The following is a 24,867-nucleotide window of genomic DNA, read 5'->3' as shown; positions in this document are numbered from 1 at the left end:
GCATTACTTAACGAACTCTTCGCCCAAAGTAATATCTTTCTTCAGCGTGTCCAGCATACCTTCCAGCGCATTCTGTTCAAATGCACTCAGTTTACCGATGGACTTGCGCTCTTCCACACCATTTTTGCCCAGCAGCAGCGGCTGAGAGAAGAAGCGCGCATACTGGCCATCGCCTTCAACGTACGCACATTCCACTACGCCTTTTTCGCCATTCAGGGCGCGAACCAGTGACAGACCAAAACGTGCCGCAGCCTGACCCATAGACAGGGTTGCAGAACCGCCACCAGCTTTAGCTTCCACAACTTCGGTACCCGCGTTCTGGATACGTTTGGTCAGGTCAGCAACTTCCTGCTCGGTGAAGCTCACACCAGGAATTTGTGACAGCAGTGGCAGAATGGTCACGCCAGAGTGTCCACCAATTACCGGGACTTCAACATCGGCAGGCTGTTTGCCTTTCAGTTCCGCAACAAAAGTGTTGGAGCGGATGATGTCCAGCGTAGTTACGCCAAACAGTTTGTTCTTATCGTAGACGCCTGCTTTTTTCAGCACTTCTGCAGCGATAGCAACGGTCGTATTCACCGGGTTAGTGATGATACCAATACATGCTTTTGGACAGGTTTTAGCAACTTGCTGCACCAGGTTTTTCACGATGCCTGCGTTAACGTTAAACAGGTCGGAACGATCCATACCCGGCTTACGCGCGACACCCGCAGAGATCAGAACCACATCAGCACCTTCCAGTGCAGGGGTGGCATCTTCACCGCTGAAGCCTTTGATTTTCACAGCAGTAGGGATATGGCTCAAGTCAACGGCCACACCAGGAGTTACTGGAGCGATGTCGTACAGGGAGAGTTCTGAACCTGAAGGCAGTTGGGTTTTTAACAGTAATGCTAGCGCCTGACCGATACCACCAGCAGCGCCGAGGACTGCAACTTTCATCCTAAACTCCTTATTATATTGATAAGCAAAATGTCTATTGCTCCGCGGCGGCGACCTTAATTCACAAATCCAACGAATTCAATAACCACGCGTCAAGAATGCGTAGTCACGCAAATTTGGCTTTTATGCATTTAACTTACGTAAAATAAATCCTAAGTTACGTAATTCAAAACAACCGCCCAGTAGAGCAACTTTCCAACAGGTGTTGACAATATACCCTACCGCCCTCTCAAAACAACATCAATTTGATAACATTTAATTTACTTTTAATCTTATTTGCGAGCCGTGACACAGGCATGTTTCTTGATAACGAAATTTGATAAAATTCCGCTCTTTCATAACATTATTTCAGCCTTGAACGAGGCAGACCGTTTGCATAAAAATTCATCTGTATGCACAATAATGTTGTTTCTACCGCCATATTACGGGTGACTTATGCGAAGCTCGGCTAAACAAGAAGAATTAGTAAAGGCGTTTAAAGCGCTGCTCAAAGAAGAAAAATTCAGCTCTCAGGGCGAAATCGTCCTCGCGTTGCAGGATCAGGGCTTTGATAATATCAATCAGTCCAAGGTTTCACGCATGCTGACCAAGTTTGGCGCAGTGCGTACCCGCAATGCAAAAATGGAGATGGTGTACTGCCTCCCGGCAGAACTGGGGGTTCCAACAACCTCAAGCCCGCTGAAAAATCTGGTACTGGATATCGACTATAACGATGCTGTCGTGGTCATTCATACCAGCCCAGGCGCAGCACAATTAATTGCCCGCCTGCTGGACTCATTGGGTAAAGCGGAAGGTATCCTCGGGACGATTGCCGGAGACGATACCATCTTCACCACCCCGGCTATGGGCTTTACGGTAAAAGATCTGTACGAAGCTATTCTGGAGCTCTTCGAACAAGAGCTGTAACCCCTTCCCCGTCGCATCATGCGGCGGGGGAAAAACCTTCCTTTCATACCCACACCACTGTTTTTCACTACCAATCATTTAACAGATAGTGCGTTTAACCGCTATAAAGCATTCACATAGTGAATGATAATCATGAAAAACGCACAAATTGCAAAATCACATATCAATATGATTTTATTGAACTTATTTTAATTCCGGTGTCCTGAAGCGTATTTTTAATTCCGTTTGGTTATAAAAAATATATTTTTTAACCCATAATACCAGACGAAACAATTAGCGCGGTATTAATTTACTGAGTGATTAGTGTATACTTGATTCTGTGATGAGGGTCACGAAACGAAGACCCCAATAAAAGTATTCGACGAGGTAAATATCATGAAAATCAAAACTACTGTTGCAACCTTAAGCCTTCTGTCTGTTATCTCTTTCGGCGCAAGCGCTGCGGTAAATCAGGTGAACTCACAAGAAGCACAGAATCTGCAATCCATGGGTACTATCTCTGTGTCTCAGATTGGTAGCTCACCAATGGATATGCGTCAGGAAATTGTCGCCAAAGCAGAAAAAGCGGGCGCCAGCAGCTATCGCGTTACTGAACTCCGTGAAGGGGCTCACTGGCACGCAACTGCTGAACTGTACAAATAAACCCTCGTCGTCTAGTCCGACGACTTGCCCCCGCTGCCGGGGGCTTTTTTTATCTCTTAAGATGAGTGACGAACGTTAAAGCGCAATTGCCCTTCCAGCTCTTCTTCCGCTTCATCAAACAGCAAAATCAGCGCGCCATAGCGTCTGCGTTGCTTATCCGGCAAATGCACAAACTCAATCTCCAGCGGCAACGGCAATACTTCCCCGACAACCACTTCCCACAGAGAATCTAAGTCACTGACCTTTTCCCGGGCCAGGCCGAAGGTACGCGTAAACTCCCGGTAGAAATCACTTTGATCTTCAATCTCGTCAAAATCAAACGTATAGATATTCATCTATAGCCACCATCCCGCCGTCGGTTACTCTACAGACCACCAATATGCAAGGTCTTCACTTGCAGAAACTCTTCTAATCCAAGCACCGATCCTTCACGCCCTAACCCCGACTCTTTTACCCCACCAAATGGCCCCAGCTCGGTTGAAACGGCACATTCGTTGATACCAATCATGCCGCTTTCAATGGCCTGCGAAACGCGGAATACACGCTGCAGGTTTTGCGTATAGAAATAAGCAGCCAGCCCAAAAGGAGTATCGTTAGCGCGCTGAATAACTTCGTCTTCACGACTAAAGCGGAAACAGGCCGCGACGGGTCCGAAAGTTTCTTCACGGGCAAGTTTCATCTCTTCGTTGCAATTGCTCAGTACCGTTGGCTGCCAGAAGTTACCGCCCAACGAATGCGCTTTTCCTCCCGCCAAAATCGTCGCACCTTTTGCAATAGCATCTTCAACATGTTCCCGCACTTTATCTACTGCCGAAGGCTCGATCAGCGGGCCAACCACCACACCGTCATCCAGACCATTACCCACCTTCAGCGCCTGGACAGCATCCGCCAGTTTGCGGGTAAATTCGTCATAGATGGATTCCTGAATATAGAAGCGGTTAACACTAACGCACACCTGACCCGCATTACGGAATTTGTTAGCGATGGCCCCCTGCACCGCGGCATCAATATCGGCATCATCAAACACAATGTATGGGGCGTTGCCGCCCAACTCCATCGAGACTTTTTTCATCGTGTCGGCCGCGTTACGCACCAGCGTTTTTCCGACAGCGGTGGAGCCGGTAAAGGAAATTTTACGCACTTTATGGCTAGCCATAATTGCATCACTGATTTCCGGGGTATTGCCCGCGACAGCGTTAAGCACCCCATCAGGCACACCAGCCTTTTTCGCCAGCGTTAGCAGCGCAAACGCACTGAGCGGCGTATTGTTGGCCGGCTTAATCACCCCGGTACATCCCGCAGCCAGCGCGGGCCCAAGTTTGCGTGTCAGCATCGCCATCGGGAAGTTCCACGGAGTGATCGCAGCGACTACACCAACAGGTTCACGGGTAGCGAGAATTCGCGAGCCTGGTTTAATCGGAGGGATAATCTCACCATTAGCGCGTTTGGCCTGCTCCGCAAACCACTGAATAAAGCTGGCGGCGTACTCAACTTCACCTTCGGCTTCTTTCAGCGGCTTCCCTTGTTCAATGGTCATCAGACGCCCCAGCCAGCTTTTGTTTTCGAGGATCAGTTCATACCAGCGATAGAGGATTGTCGAACGCTCTTTCGCCGTTTTTTCGCGCCACGCCGGAAAAGCGTTTGCGGCAGCAGCAATCGCCTCTTCAGTCTGCTGCTTACCCGCCTTCGCCACCTTTGCAATGACCTCCCCCGTCGCCGGGTTTACCACATCAAAGGTGGTATCCAGGGTCTTCCACTGCCCATTAACCAGATATCCCGTCTGAAAAAGTTCACTCTCCTGCAGTCCAGGCATAGTTTTTTCCTCCTGATGTCATGGCTTACGCACATCGAATAAGTATAGCCATAAAAAAACCGACGCTTCTGGCGTCGGTTTTTAACTCTTAACTGCTGGTCAGGGCGTGCTGATATTTGTGCAGCATACCCGTAAGCCGTTTTACAGGCTCCGTCACCTGAGGCGGGGCTTCCCAGATGTTTAATTTTTCCTGATAGATATCAAGCTCCTCAAGCAGCTGACTAAAGTAGCGTCGGCGTTTGTCGTCATTTCCAGCTGAAATAACGTGATCGGCAGTACGACGGAGCTGACGATGAAACGCAGATAAATCCTCATTTACCGGTACAGGTGCATCACGCAGACGCTGGTGAGCGATGATCATCGTCAGCGCCAGACGAAACTTCGCCAGATCGCCGGGAAATTTATTCATCAGTAAAAACAGTTGCTGATAGAGCGCCGGAAGGTGATTCTCTTTTCGACGAACCACATTAGTGGTCATAGCGGAGACTGCGGCTGAAACAAACTGATTGAGCAGCACGCGACCTGTTCTGTCACGGGAGTTATCACGCACCAACAGAATCACAATAAACGCCAGCACACATCCCACAAGCTGCCCCAGCGCACTGTCGAGGAACTGGCTAAAATGGAACGTCATCGGGTTATCCAGCACGATAATGTTAATCGTGCTCGCCAGCGCCCCCATAGAGCCCAAACGCCGCTTCTGTACCTCGATACCGAGGAAAAATCCCAGCACAGCAAGGCTCAGGCACAGTAACAACATACTTTGCTGGGTATTGGGGATAATCACCAGAAAATAGAGCGCCCCCAAAGGTAATGCTGCCAGCGTGCCGTAGATAAAGTCTATCGCTACCATACGTGGATTGGGTAAACGCATTGCCAGTGAGGTAACGACCGCAATCATCACCATCGCGCCACTACCTGACGTCCAGCCGGTCCACAGCCAGAACAAGGTTCCCAGCACACAGGAAAGCGTGGTACGCCAGAAGTTGACCATCGCATGGTGGCGTTCGGCGGATTCCACTTTCACTACCGGCTCACCCTGCAGGATCTCTTCTTCAATCGCACTAATTTTGGTATTGCTGACAACACCGCGTTTGAGCAGCAGGTAGCGTGTCGCAGCACCTGCCCAGCTATATATCGTCACCGGCGTGTCACGCTCGCCGGTCCAGACAATCACGCGCCGCATCCGCTTGAGTTGCTTATGTACGTCCTGCACCGTTTGAACTGGCGTATCAAACAGCTCACGGAAGGTGTCCGTAATCAGGTCCGGTCGCGTGTTCTGGATAAGATAGGTTTCACAGGATTGAGTAATGAGCGTCAGCGACAACGTGTTCAATGCTTTAAGTCTGCGGTTGGCGCGTACCCAGCGTGAGGACTCCATGTTCAGGTTGCTGCGCATACCTTCCAGCGCCGCAGTACGACGGACTAAATCCCCCCAGGCTTTATCCACTTCTTCACTGTCGCCGTGCTTAATGCACAGTTGCATAAGTTGATACTGCGCCACCAGAAGGCTGTCCAGCTCGACATCGATCTCTTGCTTCACTGAACGGGGTGAAAAGAACAGATCGGCTACAATAGCGCAGACGATCCCCATCACGATCTCGCTGCAGCGTTCGAGCGCAAATTGCGGCGTCAGCAATGGTTCCGCCTGAATGGTAATGACGATTATCAGCGCCGTGTAGCCCGAAAGCCCCCAGGCATAGGAGTTCTCGATCTTCACCAGCGAGGAAAGCCAGGTACAAAAACCGGCCCAGATGCAGCACACCAGGATCATCAGCAGCGGCGCACGGATCATGCTGATAATAATGATCAGTGCGGCAATACAGCCAATAAATGTTCCGACAATACGAAGCATACCGCGATAACGGATAGCGCCAGAATAGGGTTCTCCACCCGCAGCAAAGGCCGGGCCAGCCGCCACAATTGCCGCAGTCAACACCGCCCAGCGCGGTGTCTCAAGTTGAAAGTGAAAGCCAACAAACAGCGCCAGCACAATGGCGCATGCCAGTTTTACCGCAAAGCGGATATGCTGATTGGCAATGGAGAAAATACCCATCACGATTAACCAAACTCGCGCAGGCGATGCGCTATTTTACGGAAAAATGATTCCTGGCTGGCATCGCGATCCTGCTTACCAGTAATGACGACGGTGGCCGTAGTACCGGCCGGCCACAGGGTGTCTTGCTGCTCATCCAGACGAATACGCACCGGCACACGCTGTGCCAGACGTACCCATTCAAGATTGGAATCAATGGTCGCCATACCTTTTGCATCCTGCGTACTGCTGGCATTCGTTACACCAGCCGCTACGCTATCAACGGTGCCTTTCAATACCTTATTACTGCCAAGTGGTGTTATTTCAGCACGATACCCCGGACGAACACCTTCCAGCTTGGTCTCTTCCATATAAGCCAGCACATAAAAAGAGTGCTGTTTTACCAACGCTACCGCCGTGGAGCCGCGGGTAATAAACTCGCCAGAATAGACGTTAAGGTTAGTCACCCAACCGTCGGCTGGGGCGCGAATGACCGTTCGTTCAAGATCCAATTTCGCCAGGTCGCGTGTCGCCTGCGCCTTTGCAAGCTGGTGCAATACGGTTTGCAATACGTTATTGGACTGGTCAATCTCTTCACGAGACATTGCCTGAACGCCAAGCCGGTTACGACGACCCGCTTCCTGGCGCTTTTCCTGTGCCAGTACCTGATAATAGGCGACATCCGCTTCAGCCTGTTCGAGGGCTTTCTTATAGCGCGGTTGGTCGATAGTGAACAGGACCTGATCCTTTTTCACCAGTTGGTTATCATGAACGTTAACATCAGTGATTAAGCCCGCGACATCCGGTGCAATTGCCACAACATCAGCACTGAAACGTGCATCACGCGTCCACGGCGATTCGGTGTAGTAGACCCATGCGCGGAAAATGGCGATAAAGGCCAGAATGACCAGTATGAGAGTCATGGCCGTGCGGGAGAGTTTTCTTGTTAGTGTTTTCACTTCAACCTCAAACGAACAGGCGCGTTATTAAATAGAAAAGACAGCAATACAGCGCGGTATTAAACAGAGCCGGATGCCAGACAAAATCATAGATGCCAGTCGGAACTAGCATCCGGCGCACCAGCCAGAAAATCGCCAGTGACAAAAGCAATTCGAAAAATATCGGTGGGAAGGAAAGACCAAACACCACGATAACGGGAAACAGACTCATGTTGACCTTGGTAGCTTAAGAGAGTGCAGATGATTGATTTTTTTTAGCGTATGTCACCGCAGAGAAGGGCAAGGATTAGCCAGGCGAGAGCGACACAGCAGTTATTTGAATAATAATATATTAACGTAACTGTTATGCTGTTATCTATATTATGTGATCTAAATCACTTTTAAGCCAGAGTGAACAATGGAACGATTAAAACGAATGTCGGTGTTTGCCAAAGTTGTCGAGTTAGGCTCCTTCACCGCCGCCGCGAGACAGCTTCAAATGAGTGTTTCATCGATAAGCCAGACGGTATCAAAACTGGAAGATGAGCTACAGGTTAAGCTGCTAAACCGCAGCACACGTAGCATTGGGCTTACCGAGGCGGGTAAGATTTATTATCAGGGCTGCCGCAGAATGCTGCACGAAGCGCAGGATGTTCACGAGCAGCTTTATGCCTTTAACAACACGCCAATTGGTACCCTGCGAATTGGCTGTTCTTCAACCATGGCACAAAATGTCCTTGCCGGACTGACGGCAAAAATGCTGAAAGAGTACCCTGGCCTGACGGTAAATCTGGTCACCGGCATCCCGGCACCAGACTTAATCGCCGATGGCCTGGACGTCGTTATCCGTGTGGGTGCGTTGCAGGACTCGAGTCTTTTTTCGCGTCGCCTGGGGACCATGCCGATGGTGGTCTGTGCCGCGAAAAATTACCTCGCCCAATTCGGTACCCCGGAAAAACCCGCCGACCTCAGTAATCATTCCTGGCTGGAATACAGCGTACGACCCGATAATGAATTTGAGCTTATTGCCCCGGAGGGGATTTCTACTCGCCTCATCCCACAGGGACGCTTCGTAACCAATGACCCTATGACGCTGGTGCGCTGGCTGGCCGCAGGCGCGGGAATTGCCTATGTCCCGCTGATGTGGGTGATCAATGAGATCAATCGTGGCGAAGTGGAGATCCTGTTGCCCCGTTATCAGTCAGACCCGCGTCCGGTTTACGCCCTGTATACCGAAAAAGACAAGCTACCACTCAAGGTGCAGGTGGTGATTAACTATCTCACGGATTATTTTGTCGATGTGGCACAGTTGTTTCAGAGGATGTATGGCAGGGGCAAAGAAAAATAGAGGACTGTCCAGCCGGAGCAGCATTTATGTCCCCCATCCAGCAAAATGCCCGATAGCACAATGCTTATCGGGCATACAGCAGGTATGAATCCGGAGATTTAAGCAGTGCCGCCCACGGTCAGGTTATCCACCTTCAGCGTCGGCTGACCAACGCCCACCGGCAGACTCTGCCCTTCTTTACCGCAAACACCAACGCCGTTATCCAGTTTCAGATCGTTACCCACCATGGAAATCTGCTGCATCGCTTCAATGCCAGAACCGATAAGCGTCGCGCCTTTCACCGGTTTGGTGACTTTACCGTTTTCAATCAGGTACGCTTCAGAGGTTGAGAAAACAAACTTCCCGGAAGTGATATCCACCTGACCGCCGCCGAAGTTAGGTGCATAAATCCCATATTCGACAGACTCGATAATTTCCTGCGGCGTGGATTTCCCTGGCAGCATATAGGTGTTGGTCATACGCGGCATTGGCAAGTGCGCATAAGATTCACGACGTCCGTTACCTGTCGGCGCCACACCCATCAGACGCGCATTCAGTTTGTCCTGCATGTAACCTTTCAGAATACCGTTTTCAATCAGTACGTTGTACTGGCCAGGAGTCCCTTCATCATCAATGGCTACCGAACCACGGCGATCCACCATCGTACCGTCATCAACGACTGTGCACAGTTCAGACGCGACCAGCTCCCCCATATGACCGCTGAATACCGAAGTACCTCGGCGGTTAAAGTCACCTTCCAGACCATGACCGACCGCTTCGTGCAGTAGCACACCAGGCCAACCTGCGCCCAGCACTACAGGCAGCGTTCCTGCCGGAGCGGCTACCGCAGAGAGATTCACCAGCGCCATGCGCACGGCCTCTTTCGCCCACGCATCGGCCCGGACTTCGCCATCAAGGGAGGCGAGGAAATAGTCATAACCAAAACGACCGCCGCCACCGCTGGCACCACGTTCACGTTTGCCGTCATCTTCTACCTGCACGCTGACAGACAAGCGCACCAGAGGACGAACATCCGCCGCCAGCGTTCCGTCTGTCGCAGCCACCAGGATCAACTCGTAGACGCCGGTCAGACTTGCAGTCACTTCCTGCACGCGCTTATCAGCCGCACGTGCAACACGATCGACACGCCTGAGAATGTCCAGCTTCTCTTCACGGCTCATGCTTTGTAACGGATCAACCGAGGTATAGAGAGCTTGATGTTCGACTGCGCCCAGCGTCTTTACTTTGCCATCGCCGCTGTCGCGCACAATCGTACGGGCAGCATGAGCGCTTTGCTCTAACGCCAACAGGCTTATCTGGTCTGCATAGGCAAACCCTGTTTTTTCGCCGCTGATGGCGCGCACACCAACGCCCTGGTCGATATTGTAAGAACCATCTTTAATGATGCGGTCTTCTAAAACCCAGGATTCGTGATAGCTCGACTGAAAATAGAGATCGCCGTAATCAAGACGGCGTTCGGCCAGTTGGCCCAGAATGGCAAACAGATCCTGATGTTTCAGGCCATTCGCCGCTAGCAATTGTTCACTTACCAGGTTCAGACTCATCGTTTTGCTACTCATTAGTTGCTGCGGTAGGGAGATCTATTTACTGAGATTGGGGCAATTACTCGCCCCCGTCAAATCATTGCTTTCTTTCTTTTCGCGGCTGGCGCAGGACTTCGTTAATCTGCGGCTTATCAACCGGACCGGTGATGCGATAGCGCAGAATCGAGACTTTGCTCCATAACGGTCCCAGTACTTTACTGGCAGCAAATACAGCGGCACCGACAATCGGGTTGACGGCAAACGCGGCGGCAACACCCACGGTGGCAGAAATTTCCGGTGCGACAACAGCTTCCATATCCAGCTCACGCCGCACAAGGTTAACTGAACCTTTCATCGCGATATCCGCTTCCAGTCCGTCCACCAACGTATCATCGGTATGCATTACGCCATCTTTAATCCATGCCGTGCTGCGAATGGAGTCAAAATAAAAGCCTTCACTGAAGGTATCGCTAAAATCAAAACGCAGTTTACGCAGCAACGCATCAAAGCTCAGCAGGCGCAGCAGTTGTCCCGCATGTCCGGTGCTTAACTCAGTAAGCTCGCCTTTACCCAAACGGGTACGCAAAATTCCATTAAGCGAGGCTTCATCAGGATCCCAGGGGGGATTGCGCCAGTGCAGATCGTACTCAACGTTGAATGAAGAGTTTCGTATCGGCGTTGATACGCCAAAGAAACCCGCGGCAGAGTCAATTTTATTACCGTTTAGTTTTCCCTTCAGCGACGTACGCTCTTTACCCGGCACGTTAACCCATTCACCGTCCAGAGTCAGTCTGGCAAAACCTGTATCTAACAAACCACTGCTCAACGTCAACGTATCGCCTTTAATCGCCACATCGGCGTCAATACGCCCGTATTTCTGCCCCCACATCCAACACTCTGCGCAGCGCAACTGAACATCCGGCCAGCCACGGAAGCTAACTCTGCCAATGTCAGAAAACGGCGAGGCGGATGCTGTTTTCTGTGACGACTTTGCAGTGCCTGGGTTGTAGTAAAGATACTTAATAAACGCCAGCCACGGCGCGTTATTGCGCATGGCCAACGTCGCGTTAATCTCACGTCCTTGCGCCTGTATGTTCGCCCCGTTAAGCGCAGGTTCAGACACAATGCTCAGATTGTTCCACTGCTGGCCTCCCAGTGATAAAGATGGCGTACGTACCGTGATGCGTTGGGGGAAGTTCGCGTTAGTACCGACGTTATCCGCCGCACCTTTCTGGAACAACGCCAGCCACTGCGCACCATCCATTGGCGGAAGGTTAAGTTCAACGCCCTGCTGGTCAGGCAGCGCAGGCACGGTACGGCTTTCAGAAGTCCAGATGGCACGGTCAAGCGTCAATTTCTGGTTCAGCAACCAGTGGCTGTTAAAGTGGTTTTTATTTCCGGCGTTGCCAGTCAGATCAAAACTGCGCAGATTGCCGTCCGCCTTAACGTTAACCGGCAGCGACTCACCGCGCGCTTTGTTCAGCGGTGCTGGTAAGTGACTGCTTACATTTTTCAGGTCACTCTTTAACTCAATGTTGTATGTTGCCCCGGCATGATACGGAAGTTCGATACCAACTTTACCATTCCACGCCATGCTGCCGCTTAAAGCATCGTTCACCTGCGTCGGCAAAATCCCCATCCGGGTTGGTTGCCAGTCCCCCTTCAGATTCACAGCGACCTGATAAGCTTTAGTGCCTTCAGTAGTGGAAAAATCGACATCCAGAGGCTGATTAAACCAGTTTGCCGTCATCGGCTCGCTTTTGAGATCCCCGTTTACAAAGCTGAATTTGCCGTTCAGGTTCTTCAGCGTACTGTCGAGTGGCTTAATAAACAGGCTGTTATTACGCAGCATGACATCACCTTTGGCGGTGACCAGCGAACCATCAAGTGGGATATCAAGATGTAAGCGAGCATTCACATCGCCGTCAATCTGGAGCTGTTCCAGTGTGGCACCGAGAGAGTCCTTCAACGGGGTATCATCAAAATACGGTCCGACCGCCTTTCCCGGCCCGTTGATATCCGCATCAATCAGCAGCTTTTCTTTCTCATAGTCGGGAATATTGGCGGTCAGGTTACTGGCTTTCACTCCGCCTAACTGGACGCCGTCGGTTTTCATCCACAGACCGTCGTTAAGGAAGTTCAGCTCAATATCAAGGTCTGTTAACGCAGGCCAGTCTGGCTGGAAGGCAAACGTTGCATTGCGCAGCGGCACCAGCACCTGAAACTGACCTTCGTTGTGTTTATACGGGAATAAGTGCGGATTACCGCCATAGACCAGCGTGGCGTTATCCGCCTCACCACCCTGAATTGCGCTGCTGAGGTAGTCAACCAGCTCCTTACCCATCAGGTTTTCCGGAAAATAACGCCAGGCCTGAGAGCCGTCGTTGGTACTGATACCCGCCAGAATGCCCAGCCATGGCTCATCACCTGTCGGTTGCAGATAGCGAAAACCACCGCGAGCATGTACTGCTGTCGCTTTAACATCAATATCACGCCCATCTAACTGAAAACCTTTGTCATTTTTCAGCCAGCTAAGCGTAGCTACACCCTCTTCAATTTCCAGCGGAGCGCGGAAGACCGTTTCATAGGGCATTTTTGCCTGTTTCATGGAGGCGGTGAGCAAACCATTTTCAACACTGCCCGCAAGCGTTCCGGAGAAATGTTCTGCACCCGGTAACAGCTTCCACTGTTTCCAGGCCAGATTGGTCCACGAGGACTGGAAGCGGGTTTTTTCTGTCGCCTGCAACGGAATATCGAGCGCCAGCACATCTATCTTGCCGCTCGGTTGCGTTGCCTGCCAGATATCACCCAGCGCCGGAGATAACTTTGCCGCCATCGAACGCAGCCCCTCTAATCCAGCTAACTCCAGATTACTGGCACGAATGCGCAGCTCATCACTGCGTTTGTTATTTTCACCGCCCACTTCCTGCTCAGGGATCCAGGCAAGGGTTAACGCTCCGCTCGGCCAGGGTTTATCGTCCAGAGTTATCCGTGTATCGGGAATAGAAAATTGCCAGCCTGGCTGTTCACGGCTAATGTGTGCGGTCAGATTATCAACAGCGAGCGTGTGTGTATGGTTATCGCCCTGCCAGCTTGCACCACCTTTCTTCAGCCAGATATCTCCACCGGAGATTTCCCCTTTGCTGAGCGTCATCCATCCTTCGAGGCTAAAACGCGCGGTTTGCAGCGCGACGTTATCCTGCATCCATTTCCCCAACCACGGCTTCACATCGATGTCATCAGCCTGTAGCCAGACGCGACCATTATTCAGCAGTCCGTCATCGTCACGCAGATCTATTCGCACCTGCATGACGCCGTGCTGTCCGGTGAGGCTGGAGAGACTGACCTGACCTTCGGCGCGGTGTCTGTTTTTACCGTTCAGCCAGGTAAGCTGTGGTATCGCCAGCTCTGCACGCTGGCCAGAGAGGGTTAAAAAGCTGATCTGACTATCGCGAAGATCGAAATGATCAAACTGACGAAGGAAAAGATCGCTAAGGTGACCGGCTTCAATGCCATCGTCGCTGTCGCTGCGCTGGATAGGAGTATTAGTGCGCAGTTGCAGTTGCCAGAAGGTAAGATCGCGAAACTGCCAGCGCATGTGCAGCAGACTTTGCCAGACATCCAGCGCCAGCGTGACTCGCTTAACTGAGAATTCTCCGCCATCGTTTAGCTGCGCATGGATATCGCGCGCCTCGAGCGTCGGGCCAAAGTTTTGCCAGTTGGCGGTGAACTGAGTGGCAGAAACGGGCATACCTGTTGCGGATTCAATCTTGCCAAGAATGGCGGGACGCCAGGTATCGAGATGAGGCAGAGCAAGGCGCAGCCCACTAACCAGCAGCGCTGCGATGACAACGAATGCGGCTCCAGTGAGCAGTAATATCCCCGGCAATCGCCTCACGCGCCTCTCCTTGTCTGCCAAAAAATGTGACTCACAAACCTGAAGTGAATCTTGCCGGATGGCAGCGCTTGCGCCAAATCCGGCCTACAAGCACTGACGCCGCAGGCCTGCTCACATCATTACCACGTCAAACTGCTCCTGGTTATAGAGCGGCTCGACTTGTACTTTGACCTGTTTGCCGACAAAGATTTCCACTTCCGCCAGCGCATGTGACTCTTCACCTTTCAGAGTCTCTGCCACTGCCGGAGAAGCATAGACCAGGAAACGATCGGAGTCGTAAGCATGATGCACGCGCACAATTTCACGCATGATTTCATAGCATACGGTTTCTACCGTTTTCACCGTGCCGCGCCCGTGGCAAGTTGGACACTCGTTACAAAGCACATGCTCCACGCTTTCGCGCGTACGCTTACGCGTCATCTCCACCAGCCCCAACTGTGAAAAACCGTTAATGCTGGTTTTTACGCGGTCCTTACTCAGGGCCTGCTCCAAAGAGTGCAGCACCCGACGACGGTGATCCTCATTATTCATGTCGATAAAATCGATAATGATAATGCCGCCCAGGTTGCGCAGACGCAGTTGACGCGCAATGGCCTGCGTCGCTTCAATGTTGGTATTAAAGATAGTGTCATCGAGATTACGATGTCCAACAAACGCGCCGGTGTTTATATCAACAGTGGTCATCGCTTCGGTCTGATCGATAATCAGATAACCACCGGATTTCAGCTCAACTTTACGTTCCAGCGCGCGTTGAATTTCATTTTCAACATCAAAGAGATCGAAAATAGGCTGCCGTCCACTGTAGTGTTCCAGCTTGCTGGTCATCTCCGGGATGTATTCCGCGGTAAACTCCAACAACGCTTCATAGGTCAAACGGGAGTCCACTCGGATTCGGTCAAGCTGAGCATCAGCAAAATCGCGCAGTACACGCTGCGCAAGCGCCAGTTCGCCGTACATCTGATAGCGCGTTTGCGGACGCTTTTTGCGCTCCATAACTTTGGTCCAGACGCGCTTCAGGTAAGCGGCATCGGAGGCCAGATCCTCTTCGCACACACCTTCTGCCGCCGTGCGAATAATAAATCCGCCCTGCTCATCGCAGTAATCCGCCACCACTTTTTTCAGACGTTCACGTTCGGTTTCACTTTCGATACGCTGGGAAACCCCAACGTGTGATGCACCAGGCATGAAAACAAGGTAACGGGAAGGAAGCGTGATATCCGTCGTCAGACGGGCGCCCTTAGTGCCAAGCGGATCTTTTACCACCTGCACCATCAGGTCTTGTCCCTGGCGCACCAGCTCGGAGATGTCGCGCACAGTGAACTGCTTTTGCTCTTCACCTGCCACACATTCTGTATGTGGCATGATGTCTGAAGCGTGAAGAAATGCGGCTTTATCCAGTCCAATATCTACAAAAGCCGCCTGCATACCCGGAAGTACACGACTTACACGACCTTTGTAGATATTGCCTACGATTCCGCGTCGCGCCTCACGTTCAATATGAATTTCCTGCAGAATTCCGCCATCAATGTACGCCACGCGCGTTTCCGATGGCGTTACGTTTACCAACAATTCAGCCGTCATGTTTATCCCTTTTCTCACGCAGTGCGTTAAAATTGCTCAGCAACTCATACGTTTCTACCAGCGGTAAGCCGACTACGGCGTGATAGCTGCCATTTATCTTCCTGACAAAACAGCCACCCAACCCTTGAATACCGTATGCACCTGCTTTATCCATAGGCTCACCGCTGGCAACATAGCCCGCAATGTCCTCATCAGTTAGTGCTCTGAATGTCACTTCCGTTACAACCAGGCAGTCCAGACTGTGCTGGCGATCGGCTAACGCCACTGCCGTCATGACCTGATGTGTTTTGCCTGACAGCTTGCGCAGCATCGCTGCAGCATGGGCGGCGTCATGCGGTTTTTCCAGCACTTCGCCATTCAGAATAACAATGGTATCTGCACCCAACACCGGCAGATCACGAAGAGCCAACGCAACGCCTGCCTGCGCCTTCTCCCGCGCCAGACGAACAACATACTGCTGTGCGCTTTCTTGCGAATGCCGCTGTTCCTCAATCCCGGGAACCAGCCGCTCAAATTTCACACCAAGCTGAGTCAACAATTCCTGCCGGCGTGGGGAACCTGAAGCCAGATACAGAGTATTCATATCAACCTTATTGCACCGCAAACTGCTGGCGGACTTTACGCATCAGTAAGAATAACCATGGCCAAAGCACACCGTTTACTACACTACTCCAGAACACTTCGGGTCTGAAAGAGACATTGATCACTAAAAACTCGGCCCAGAAAACAATAATATCCACGACCAGTGATAGCAACATGACCACCAGCGCCTGTTGCCAGAGCGCGAGGTTACGGAATAGTTGGAATTTCAGCGCGACCAGATAAGCAATGATACTCATCGACAAAGCCCGCACGCCAAGCGTGGAACCACTAATGAGATCCAGTATGGCACCCACCACAAATCCTGTGCCCACATTTACGCGATGCGGTAGTGCCAGGATCCAATACAGCAGGATGAGCAGCACCCAGTTTGGCCGGAAAACAAGAATGTCATCCGGCCAGGGCATGACTTGCAATAACAGTGCAATAAGGAACGAGAGCCAAATTACCCAACGTCCCTGGCTACGATAGCTTGCCACTTACTGCCCTCCCGGCTTACGCGGAGAAGGTACTGGCTGCGCTGTATTCGCAGGTGCAGGAGTAACACCTGTTGCCGGTGCTGGAACAGGGGCTGGTGGGCCCATCGTATCCGGCGACGGCAGCACCTGAGGCATCATTTGCATCAGACGTTCATTGGCTACGCGGTGCACTTCCTCCGGAGTCATCGGATTTGCACCATTACGGTCGGCTCCCCACAACAGCAACAGGTAGCGCAAACGCTGTAAACCAGCAGTCGGACGCGCCTGAATCACGGTGTAAGCACGTTGGGTGTCCAGCTTAACGGAAGAGACAACGGCGACCGGATACCCTTCAGGGAAACGTCCGCCCAGGCCCGATGTGACCAGCACATCGCCAACACGAATATCGGTATTGGCTGGCAGGTGTTCGAGCTGTAGATCGTCAGTGCAGCCGTTACCGGCAGCAATCACACGAATGTCGTTACGCAGAACCTGGATCGGCAACGCGTGGGTTGCATCGCAAATCAGCAGTACGCGACTGGTCAGTTTTGCCACGGCAACGACCTGACCCACGACACCTTTATCACTGATTACCGGCTGACCTTCGTAAACACCGTTTACGCTCCCTTTATCGATCACAACCTGATCGCTGTAAGGGTCATTAACCGTTGAGATGACCTGCGTCACCATCTTTTGTTCATCCTGACGCAGCGGCGATCCTAGCAGCTCGCGCAAACGCGCGTTCTCCTGTTTATATTGCCCCAGCATCAGCAACTCGCTGTTTTTCAGCAGCAGTTCCTGGCGCAGCGCCCGGTTTTCAAGTTCGAGTTGGTCACGCGAAGCCAGCGTTTGCGACACGCCGTCGAGTAATTCACGGGGACCATTAGAAATAAAGTAGAAAGGACTGACGGCGGTATCCATGTACGTTCGGATTTGGCTAAACGTACCCAGGCGGCTGTCGGCGATAATAACGCCGAGCGCCACCAGCACCGCCAGAATAAGGCGAATCTGTAGCGACGGGCCACGGCTAAAAATTGGCTTCATAGGCTATGCGTATTCTCGTGTCAGTGCGGAAGGGCAACCTGTTGGTCACCCTACCTGCATCCGACTACTCTTCGCTGAACAGGTCGCCGCCGTGCATATCAATCATTTCCAGCGCTTTGCCGCCGCCGCGCGCCACACAGGTCAGCGGATCTTCAGCAACAACAACTGGAATACCGGTTTCTTCCATTAACAGACGATCAAGGTTTCGCAGTAAAGCGCCACCGCCGGTAAGCACCATGCCGCGTTCGGAAATATCAGACGCCAGCTCTGGCGGGCACTGTTCCAGTGCAACCATCACCGCGCTCACGATACCGGTCAGCGGTTCCTGCAGCGCTTCCAGAATCTCGTTAGAGTTCAGGGTAAAGCCACGTGGAACACCTTCAGCCAGGTTACGACCGCGAACTTCGATTTCGCGTACTTCATCACCCGGATAAGCAGAACCGATTTCGTGCTTAATACGTTCTGCGGTAGCTTCACCGATCAGAGAACCGTAGTTACGACGCACATAATTAATAATGGCTTCGTCGAAACGGTCACCACCGATGCGTACGGAAGAAGAGTAAACCACGCCGTTCAGGGAGATAACTGCGACTTCAGTGGTACCACCACCGATGTCCACAACCATAGAACCGGTTGCTTCGGAAACAGGCAGACCCGCACCGATCGCTGCCGCCATCGGCTCTTCGATCAGGAACACTTCACGCGCACCTGCTCCCTGAGCGGATTCACGGATCGCACGACGTTCAACCTGAGTTGCTCCAACCGGTACACATACCAGTACGCGCGGGCTTGGGCGCATGAAGCTGTTGCTGTGCACTTGTTTGATAAAGTGCTGGAGCATTTTTTCAGTCACGAAGAAGTCAGCAATAACGCCATCTTTCATTGGGCGAATTGCAGCAATATTACCCGGTGTACGACCCAGCATCTGCTTCGCATCATGACCTACTGCGGCCACGCTTTTCGGCGAACCGGCACGATCCTGGCGAATGGCCACAACAGAAGGCTCATTCAATACGATGCCTTGTCCTTTTACATAAATAAGGGTATTCGCGGTACCCAGGTCAATGGACAGGTCATTGGAAAACATGCCACGAAATTTTTTCAACATACTAAGGGATAATCCTGAAAGCTGGGGCGGAAAACAAAATCCGCTTACTTTACCAACCACACGCAGCAGCGACAAGGCGGAAAAATCATCTGCTACGGTGAAAATTAGTGCAGTTCGTTTCCTTTGTTACAAAACCGGCCTGAGTCCATCAGGGCTGAATAAATCAGCAGCAATCCTCGCCTCATTTGCAACCTGTCAAAGGTCATTCACCTGCATGTTTGCTGTTACAGCCTGGCGGGCAGACAAGCACACCCCCAGAAGGCACAGCGCGCGTTATTCTACGTGAAAACAAATTAAACGGCAGGTTAAACCGAATATCTTTGCGAATATTTTTTCACGTTGGTGTCAAGTGGCTGTGATGCGGCAAAAAAATCACCTTGTCCACCCGAGACTCCACGTTCGGCCAACGTACGCCACTCGCTACGCGAACGAACACCGGTGGCATAAACCAGCGTGGGTGTTCCTGAACAGGCTTCCACCAGGCTCTGCACAAGAAGCTGATTTTCCGTTCGCTTATCAATATTTCTTACCAGGCTTGGATGAAGTTTCAATAATTCGACATTGAGTTCTTTTATCCAGCTGGTGCTAACCAGTGTTAAACCTGCCTGCGTAACGGCGATACGAACACCCAGCGCATCCATCAATCGAATCACAGGCTGTAACCGGCTGATATGTTGACAGACATCCGCCTCCGCAAGTTCAATAATTATGCGTTTACGCAGCGATTTTTCGCACTGCATCAGCGTATCACGCAACCAGCGCTGAAAACGCGGGCGAATAAGCGACTCTACTGTCGCCTGCATCGCCAAACTTTCCTGTGGCCAATAGCCCAATAACAAGATCAGACGGCTAATCTGCAAGCGGTCATATTCTTCCGCCAGGCCAAATTGCAGCACCATCGGCATATATTCTGCCGAGATGACCTCTTCGCTCCCATCAAAAATGCGGCACATTAATTCCCGATGGTGCACCCGCCCTTCACATGTCACAGCAGGTTTTTGGTAAATTCTCGGACCGCCCCGGCTGAGCATCTGTTCTATAAGCGTTCGCCAGCGTACATTACCCCGGCCTTTTTCGGGTAGAGAGTCGTCATAGACTGACCAACTGTTCCCACCTTGCAATACCGAATTACGGGTTGCCGCTTCGGCGTGATCCATAACCTGTTCAGTGGATTGACCGCTGCGGCAAACGCAAATGCCAATATGAATCATATCGGCACGATCGATCATTTTGTTAGTCGGAAGTGCGTCTACCGCTTTTAACAATTGCCCGGCGATACTTTCCGCTTCTTTTAACGTGCGGTGCGGCAGCAAGATGGCAAAATCACTACGGTGGTAGCGTGCCAGCAGCGCTCCCGGATAGCGCATAATAAAGGTCGACAACAAATTGATGAGCGCGGAGATTTGTTCTTCAGCAAGCTCAACTCCCCAACTATCACGCAACAGGGTAAAGTCCGGCAGACGAACCATCATCACAACCCCGTGCGATCCTACTTTCTCTTGATCTTCCAGCAGCGTCGCCAATTGGTTATCAAAGAACAGCCGGTTGCTAAGCCCGGTTTTTGTATCCTGCGCAACATAGGATCGGATCAGCGTATCCAACCTGCTTCGCTGCTCGCGGGCGTTCTGAATTTCGGTAAGCAGCATATCAAGCGCACTACTGGTACGCGCAGGCCATTCATAGACTGTACCCCGGACGTTCGGCCCTCGTTCACCGTTCAGGATCCGCGTTGAACGAATCTCCAGCAGCTCCTGTCCGGAAAGCTGACGCTGAAGCCAGCGTACCGACAAGAATAGCATCAGGATAATAAAACCAATCGATAGCGTGAGCGGCGCTGTCGTCATCAGCGAATGGAAATAATTGCCCATTGGATCCTGATAGACCAGACGCAGCGACATCCCAGGATGCTTGACCAAAGGAACCGTGATATCGCGATAGAGATTGTTCGTCCCTGCAGGGCGATAGCTACTGGTTCGGGAATGGCGATAAACAATATTCTCACCCTGAAGCAACTCAACGCGGACGATATCGACGGAGATCATTAACTCATCTATTTGCGGCGTTAAAGAAACAGCATCTTTGGAGACAAGATGGGTGTCAATCGCCGTCGCTACGGCCTGGACGCGGGCGGTGAACTTGTATTGAATCGCGTTGTAAAAACTCAGTGAGCAGCCAATCAAAGTCACGAAGATCGTTAACCCGGTAAGCAGCGTCACAAAAGCTGAGAATTTCGTCGTTAATCGCATCCTTGTGTTAACTCCGACAGTTATGAATCAAGCGTGAAAATGAAAAAGCGACACGAAAATGCGAAATTGAACGCGAAATCCGTCAATTTACACAAATAATGTGGGCATACTACCAAATCAGGTATTTCTGGCAATTTATTGCGCAGAATCGGCATCATGTTTTGTTTAGCGAGTATAGTCTTCATAAATAATTTTCCAATCCACTATATGAATTGAGGACAGGTTATGCAGGCTTTGATCTTAGAACAGCAGGACGGAAAAACCCTCGCATCCGTTCAACCCCTCGACGAAAACCAGCTACCGGAAGGCGATGTGACGGTGGATGTTCACTGGTCGAGCCTGAACTATAAAGACGCGCTGGCCATCACAGGCAAGGGTAAAATTATCCGTAATTTTCCGATGATTCCTGGTATCGATTTCGCTGGCACCGTTCGCAATAGCGAAGATCCCCGTTTTCATGCAGGCCAGGAAGTCTTGCTAACCGGCTGGGGCGTGGGGGAAAACCATTGGGGTGGACTGGCAGAACGTGCACGCGTGAAAGGTGACTGGTTGGTTGCTCTGCCAAAAGGACTGGATGGCCGTAAAGCCATGGTCATCGGCACCGCCGGTTTTACCGCCATGCTGTGCGTAATGGCGCTTGAAGACGCCGGTATTCGCCCGGAAGATGGCGAGATTGTTGTCACCGGCGCCAGCGGTGGTGTGGGCAGTACTGCCGTCGCGTTGCTGCATAAACTGGGTTATCAGGTTGCGGCGGTATCCGGTCGCGAAAGTACGCATGACTATCTGCGTAGCCTGGGCGCCAACCGAATCCTCGGTCGTGATGAGTTTGCTGAATCTCGCCCGCTGGAAAAACAGCTCTGGGCCGGTGCGATTGATACCGTTGGCGACAAAGTGCTGGCAAAAGTCCTCGCTCAGATGAACTACGGCGGCTGTGTCGCTGCCTGTGGTCTGGCCGGCGGTTTTGCACTCCCAACCACAGTGATGCCATTTATTCTGCGTAATGTGCGCTTACAGGGTGTTGATTCCGTGATGACGCCCCCGGCTCGTCGTGCGCAAGCCTGGCAACGTCTGGTCAATGACTTGCCAGAATCATTCTATGCGCAAGCTGCAACAGAAATCACTCTGGCTGATGCGCCAAAGTTTGCCGATGCCATCATCAATAACCAGGTGCAAGGCCGCACATTGGTAAAGGTACGTTAAGCTGTCGCAGATAAAAACTTACATTTAATTAACTATTTTTTTATACACATTGACGGACTCCCTGCCATAGTAACTACGCGCCAATATGAGTCATCGCGCGTATGCCGGGAGTCTATTATGAAGAAAATACGTCAATTTACCGAAGCCGATGTAACCGCAGAATCGGCTTTTTTTATGCAGCGCCGCCAGGTGCTGAAAGCACTGGGTATCAGTGCCGCCGCATTGTCTTTGCCTTTGTCTGCACAGGCTGACCTTCTCAGTTGGTTTAAAGGTAATGACCGTCCACCCGCACCTGCTGGTAAACCGCTTGATTTCAGTAAACCTGCGGCCTGGCAAAATACGCTTCCTTTAACACCAGAAGATAAAGTGTCTGGCTATAACAATTTTTATGAGTTTGGCCTGGACAAAGCAGACCCGGCAGCCAACGCTGGCAGTCTGAAGACCAATCCCTGGACGCTGAAAATCAGTGGCGAAGTGGCCAAGCCCTTAACACTCGATCACGATGCACTAACCACACGTTTCCCGTTGGAGGAACGTATTTATCGGATGCGCTGTGTAGAGGCCTGGTCAATGGTCGTGCCGTGGATTGGCTTTCCTTTACATAAGCTGTTGGCACTGGCCGAACCCACCAGCAATGCAAAATATGTCGCTTTCGAAACGCTCTATGCGCCGGATGATATGCCGGGACAGAAAGATCGCTTTATTGGCGGGGGGCTGAAATATCCCTACGTTGAGGGACTGCGCCTTGATGAAGCCATGCATCCGCTCACGCTACTCACCGTAGGTGTTTATGGTAAGGCACTTCCCCCGCAGAATGGCGCACCGATCCGCTTAATCGTGCCATGGAAATACGGTTTTAAAGGCATTAAGTCGATCGTCAGTATCAAACTCACACGTGAACGCCCACCGACGACCTGGAATATGGCCGCACCTGATGAATATGGTTTTTATGCCAATGTGAATCCACATGTCGATCATCCTCGCTGGTCGCAAGCGACTGAGCGTTTTATTGGTTCAGGCGGGATTCTGGACGTACAGCGACAACCTACGCTGCTATTTAACGGTTATGCCGATGAAGTCGCCTCGCTGTATCGCGGCCTCAATTTACGTGAGAACTTTTAAGTGCGCCTGACTGCAAAAAACATTACCTGGCTGAAAGTGTGCCTGCATCTTGCCGGTATTTTACCTTTTGTCTGGCTCTTTTGGGCGGTAAATAATGGGGGATTGAGCGCCGATCCCGTTAAAGACATTCAACACTTTACCGGTAGGACAGCTCTGAAATTTTTACTGGCGACCTTGCTGGTCGCGCCGCTGGCGCGCTACGCTAAACAGCCATTATTGATACGTACTCGTCGCCTGTTAGGGTTATGGTGTTTTGCCTGGGCTACGTTGCATTTAACCAGCTATGCCCTACTGGAACTGGGCATTAATAATCTTGCACTGTTAGGACGGGAATTAACAACGCGTCCTTATTTGATGTTGGGCATTATCAGTTGGGTCATATTATTTGCCCTCACATTAACGTCAACACAGGCAGCACAGCGAAAACTGGGAAAATATTGGCAGTTCTTACACAACTTCGTCTATCTGGTGGCGATCCTGGCGCCTATTCATTACCTGTGGTCGGTAAAGATTTTATCTCCACAACCGATCATTTATGCAGCGCTCGCTACCGTGCTTTTAGCCTGCCGTTATAAGAAGTTCCGCCAGTGGTGGCGGTAGTTTCACGATATGTGCAGTGCGTTGCAAAACACAGACGAACCCATGTTCTTTACATGCCAACGGTTGATTATCTTCCCTGATAAGACCAGTATTTAGCTGCCAATTGCTACGAAATGGTTATAATGTGCGGCCTTGCTTTCCCCGAGAGCGTTTTTACACCGCTGAAAGGGTGACAATCGCGCATTGAAGGTATATTTTGTTTTTTACCCGAAAATGGCAGAAGATAGCCACACAATGACTGACAAGTCATGAAATCTCATTTAATGGTTGCGGCACGCAGTGCAACGCCAGAGATGCGTGGCATCTTGTCACCAACAGTTATTCAAATGCTATACAGACGGCGATAAAACGCCTGTCACAATCTCACTAAACAAAGAGTACGGAACCCACTCATGGATATTCGTAAGATTAAAAAACTGATCGAGCTGGTTGAAGAATCAGGCATCTCCGAACTGGAAATTTCTGAAGGCGAAGAATCTGTACGCATCAGCCGTGCAGCGCCAAATGCAGGTTTTCCAATGATGCAACAGGCTTATGCTGCACCAATGATGCAACAACCTGCTCTGTCTAACGCTGTCGCTCAGACTGCAACTCCAAGCATGGAAGCCCCAGCCGCAGCGGAAATCAGTGGTCACATCGTACGTTCCCCGATGGTTGGTACTTTCTACCGCACCCCGGGTCCTGACGCCAAACCGTTTATCGAAGTGGGTCAGAAAGTGAATGCGGGCGATACCCTGTGCATCGTTGAAGCCATGAAAATGATGAACCAGATCGAAGCCGATAAATCCGGTGTGGTGAAAGCGATCCTGGTCGAAAGTGGTCAACCGGTAGAATTTGACGAGCCGCTGGTCGTCATCGAGTAACGA

The 24,867-nt window shown here is 51.4% G+C and carries 21 protein-coding genes; 7 read left to right on the top strand and 14 right to left on the bottom strand.

Annotation, left to right across the window (positions count from 1 at the left end; all coding sequences use genetic code 11):
* Nucleotides 1-3 precede the first annotated feature (3 nt).
* Nucleotides 4-939, bottom strand: coding sequence for a malate dehydrogenase (gene mdh / locus LG384_RS19880; protein ID WP_048220470.1), 936 nt, complete (start codon nucleotides 937-939; stop codon nucleotides 4-6).
* 435 nt (nucleotides 940-1,374) lie between these two features.
* Between mdh and argR the strand changes: the two genes are divergently transcribed.
* Both argR and yhcN read left to right on the top strand, forming a co-directional pair.
* A complete protein-coding gene (gene argR / locus LG384_RS19875; protein ID WP_045448150.1) occupies nucleotides 1,375-1,845 on the top strand; it encodes a transcriptional regulator ArgR in 471 nt (156 codons plus the stop codon).
* A gap of 375 nt (nucleotides 1,846-2,220) precedes the next feature.
* A complete protein-coding gene (gene yhcN / locus LG384_RS19870) occupies nucleotides 2,221-2,487 on the top strand; it encodes a peroxide/acid stress response protein YhcN (protein WP_045448153.1) in 267 nt (88 codons plus the stop codon).
* A 56-nt stretch (nucleotides 2,488-2,543) separates the two neighbouring features.
* Here the strand turns inward: yhcN and LG384_RS19865 are convergent, their stop codons facing one another.
* From LG384_RS19865 to aaeX, 5 genes are all read right to left on the bottom strand, one after another.
* Nucleotides 2,544-2,822 (bottom strand): hypothetical protein, encoded by a 279-nt coding sequence (locus LG384_RS19865; protein WP_045448157.1) that lies wholly within the window; start codon nucleotides 2,820-2,822, stop codon nucleotides 2,544-2,546.
* Nucleotides 2,823-2,851: 29 nt separating this feature from the next.
* A complete protein-coding gene (locus LG384_RS19860; RefSeq protein WP_200041782.1) occupies nucleotides 2,852-4,300 on the bottom strand; it encodes an NAD-dependent succinate-semialdehyde dehydrogenase in 1,449 nt (482 codons plus the stop codon).
* 88 nt (nucleotides 4,301-4,388) lie between these two features.
* Nucleotides 4,389-6,356, bottom strand: coding sequence for a p-hydroxybenzoic acid efflux pump subunit AaeB (aaeB, locus tag LG384_RS19855; protein ID WP_225761409.1), 1,968 nt, complete (start codon nucleotides 6,354-6,356; stop codon nucleotides 4,389-4,391).
* A gap of 5 nt (nucleotides 6,357-6,361) precedes the next feature.
* A complete protein-coding gene (aaeA, locus tag LG384_RS19850; protein ID WP_225761408.1) occupies nucleotides 6,362-7,294 on the bottom strand; it encodes a p-hydroxybenzoic acid efflux pump subunit AaeA in 933 nt (310 codons plus the stop codon).
* Nucleotides 7,295-7,301: 7 nt separating this feature from the next.
* The gene (aaeX, locus tag LG384_RS19845) at nucleotides 7,302-7,505 is read right to left on the bottom strand and encodes a p-hydroxybenzoic acid efflux pump operon protein AaeX (RefSeq protein WP_003828816.1); all 204 of its coding nucleotides are present in this window, start codon (nucleotides 7,503-7,505) and stop codon (nucleotides 7,302-7,304) included.
* Nucleotides 7,506-7,691: 186 nt separating this feature from the next.
* On the opposite strand from aaeX, the gene aaeR reads away from it, so the two are divergent.
* Complete coding sequence (gene aaeR / locus LG384_RS19840) at nucleotides 7,692-8,621, top strand: HTH-type transcriptional activator AaeR (protein ID WP_045448175.1); 930 nt, start codon at nucleotides 7,692-7,694, stop codon at nucleotides 8,619-8,621.
* A 98-nt stretch (nucleotides 8,622-8,719) separates the two neighbouring features.
* On the opposite strand, the gene tldD is transcribed toward aaeR, so the two are convergent.
* From tldD to csrD, 8 genes are all read right to left on the bottom strand, one after another.
* Entirely contained in the window at nucleotides 8,720-10,165 is a 1,446-nt protein-coding gene (gene tldD / locus LG384_RS19835) for a metalloprotease TldD (RefSeq protein ID WP_048222523.1), read from the bottom strand.
* 76 nt (nucleotides 10,166-10,241) lie between these two features.
* Entirely contained in the window at nucleotides 10,242-14,042 is a 3,801-nt protein-coding gene (yhdP, locus tag LG384_RS19830; RefSeq protein ID WP_225761407.1) for an AsmA2 domain-containing protein YhdP, read from the bottom strand.
* A gap of 111 nt (nucleotides 14,043-14,153) precedes the next feature.
* Nucleotides 14,154-15,623, bottom strand: a complete 1,470-nt coding sequence (rng, locus tag LG384_RS19825) for a ribonuclease G (protein ID WP_003828822.1) — start codon at nucleotides 15,621-15,623, stop codon at nucleotides 14,154-14,156.
* Entirely contained in the window at nucleotides 15,613-16,206 is a 594-nt protein-coding gene (locus LG384_RS19820; RefSeq protein ID WP_045448181.1) for a nucleoside triphosphate pyrophosphatase, read from the bottom strand. The genes rng and LG384_RS19820 overlap by 11 nt, the downstream gene beginning before the upstream one ends.
* A 7-nt stretch (nucleotides 16,207-16,213) precedes the next feature.
* Nucleotides 16,214-16,702: a rod shape-determining protein MreD gene (gene mreD / locus LG384_RS19815; protein WP_003025196.1), complete on the bottom strand. Its 489-nt coding sequence runs from the start codon at nucleotides 16,700-16,702 to the stop codon at nucleotides 16,214-16,216.
* Complete coding sequence (gene mreC, locus LG384_RS19810; protein WP_045448184.1) at nucleotides 16,703-17,725, bottom strand: rod shape-determining protein MreC; 1,023 nt, start codon at nucleotides 17,723-17,725, stop codon at nucleotides 16,703-16,705.
* 64 nt (nucleotides 17,726-17,789) lie between these two features.
* Entirely contained in the window at nucleotides 17,790-18,833 is a 1,044-nt protein-coding gene (gene mreB / locus LG384_RS19805) for a rod shape-determining protein MreB (RefSeq protein WP_000913396.1), read from the bottom strand.
* Nucleotides 18,834-19,138: 305 nt separating this feature from the next.
* Nucleotides 19,139-21,079 (bottom strand): RNase E specificity factor CsrD, encoded by a 1,941-nt coding sequence (gene csrD / locus LG384_RS19800; RefSeq protein ID WP_225761406.1) that lies wholly within the window; start codon nucleotides 21,077-21,079, stop codon nucleotides 19,139-19,141.
* A gap of 225 nt (nucleotides 21,080-21,304) precedes the next feature.
* On the opposite strand from csrD, the gene LG384_RS19795 reads away from it, so the two are divergent.
* From LG384_RS19795 to accB, 4 genes are all read left to right on the top strand, one after another.
* On the top strand, nucleotides 21,305-22,279 hold the full coding sequence (locus LG384_RS19795; RefSeq protein WP_045448204.1) for an MDR family oxidoreductase: 975 nt from the start codon (nucleotides 21,305-21,307) through the stop codon (nucleotides 22,277-22,279).
* 117 nt (nucleotides 22,280-22,396) lie between these two features.
* Nucleotides 22,397-23,401 carry a protein-methionine-sulfoxide reductase catalytic subunit MsrP gene (msrP, locus tag LG384_RS19790; RefSeq protein WP_045448206.1) on the top strand — a complete coding sequence of 335 codons (1,005 nt, stop codon included), beginning with the start codon at nucleotides 22,397-22,399 and terminating at the stop codon, nucleotides 23,399-23,401.
* Entirely contained in the window at nucleotides 23,402-24,001 is a 600-nt protein-coding gene (gene msrQ, locus LG384_RS19785) for a protein-methionine-sulfoxide reductase heme-binding subunit MsrQ (RefSeq protein WP_200010099.1), read from the top strand.
* Between the two features lie 392 nt (nucleotides 24,002-24,393).
* Entirely contained in the window at nucleotides 24,394-24,864 is a 471-nt protein-coding gene (accB, locus tag LG384_RS19780; protein WP_045448210.1) for an acetyl-CoA carboxylase biotin carboxyl carrier protein, read from the top strand.
* The last annotated feature ends 3 nt before the right edge of the window (nucleotides 24,865-24,867 follow it).

This window comes from Citrobacter sp. Marseille-Q3906 (assembly GCF_916618775.1).
GTDB classification, from domain to species: domain Bacteria; phylum Pseudomonadota; class Gammaproteobacteria; order Enterobacterales; family Enterobacteriaceae; genus Citrobacter; species Citrobacter murliniae.
This window is presented reverse-complemented; position numbering and strand designations above follow the sequence as displayed.

What these genes read in the sequence shown, in the direction of transcription:
- mdh (WP_048220470.1), bottom strand. Translation starts at nt 939, where the DNA reads ATGAAAGTTGCAGTCCTCGGCGCTGCTGGTGGTATCGGTCAGGCGCTA.
- argR (WP_045448150.1), top strand. Translation starts at nt 1,375, where the DNA reads ATGCGAAGCTCGGCTAAACAAGAAGAATTAGTAAAGGCGTTTAAAGCG.
- yhcN (WP_045448153.1), top strand. Translation starts at nt 2,221, where the DNA reads ATGAAAATCAAAACTACTGTTGCAACCTTAAGCCTTCTGTCTGTTATC.
- LG384_RS19865 (WP_045448157.1), bottom strand. Translation starts at nt 2,822, where the DNA reads ATGAATATCTATACGTTTGATTTTGACGAGATTGAAGATCAAAGTGAT.
- LG384_RS19860 (WP_200041782.1), bottom strand. Translation starts at nt 4,300, where the DNA reads ATGCCTGGACTGCAGGAGAGTGAACTTTTTCAGACGGGATATCTGGTT.
- aaeB (WP_225761409.1), bottom strand. Translation starts at nt 6,356, where the DNA reads ATGGGTATTTTCTCCATTGCCAATCAGCATATCCGCTTTGCGGTAAAA.
- aaeX (WP_003828816.1), bottom strand. Translation starts at nt 7,505, where the DNA reads ATGAGTCTGTTTCCCGTTATCGTGGTGTTTGGTCTTTCCTTCCCACCG.
- aaeR (WP_045448175.1), top strand. Translation starts at nt 7,692, where the DNA reads ATGGAACGATTAAAACGAATGTCGGTGTTTGCCAAAGTTGTCGAGTTA.
- tldD (WP_048222523.1), bottom strand. Translation starts at nt 10,165, where the DNA reads ATGAGTCTGAACCTGGTAAGTGAACAATTGCTAGCGGCGAATGGCCTG.
- rng (WP_003828822.1), bottom strand. Translation starts at nt 15,623, where the DNA reads ATGACGGCTGAATTGTTGGTAAACGTAACGCCATCGGAAACGCGCGTG.
- LG384_RS19820 (WP_045448181.1), bottom strand. Translation starts at nt 16,206, where the DNA reads ATGAATACTCTGTATCTGGCTTCAGGTTCCCCACGCCGGCAGGAATTG.
- mreC (WP_045448184.1), bottom strand. Translation starts at nt 17,725, where the DNA reads ATGAAGCCAATTTTTAGCCGTGGCCCGTCGCTACAGATTCGCCTTATT.
- mreB (WP_000913396.1), bottom strand. Translation starts at nt 18,833, where the DNA reads ATGTTGAAAAAATTTCGTGGCATGTTTTCCAATGACCTGTCCATTGAC.
- csrD (WP_225761406.1), bottom strand. Translation starts at nt 21,079, where the DNA reads ATGCGATTAACGACGAAATTCTCAGCTTTTGTGACGCTGCTTACCGGG.
- LG384_RS19795 (WP_045448204.1), top strand. Translation starts at nt 21,305, where the DNA reads ATGCAGGCTTTGATCTTAGAACAGCAGGACGGAAAAACCCTCGCATCC.
- msrP (WP_045448206.1), top strand. Translation starts at nt 22,397, where the DNA reads ATGAAGAAAATACGTCAATTTACCGAAGCCGATGTAACCGCAGAATCG.
- accB (WP_045448210.1), top strand. Translation starts at nt 24,394, where the DNA reads ATGGATATTCGTAAGATTAAAAAACTGATCGAGCTGGTTGAAGAATCA.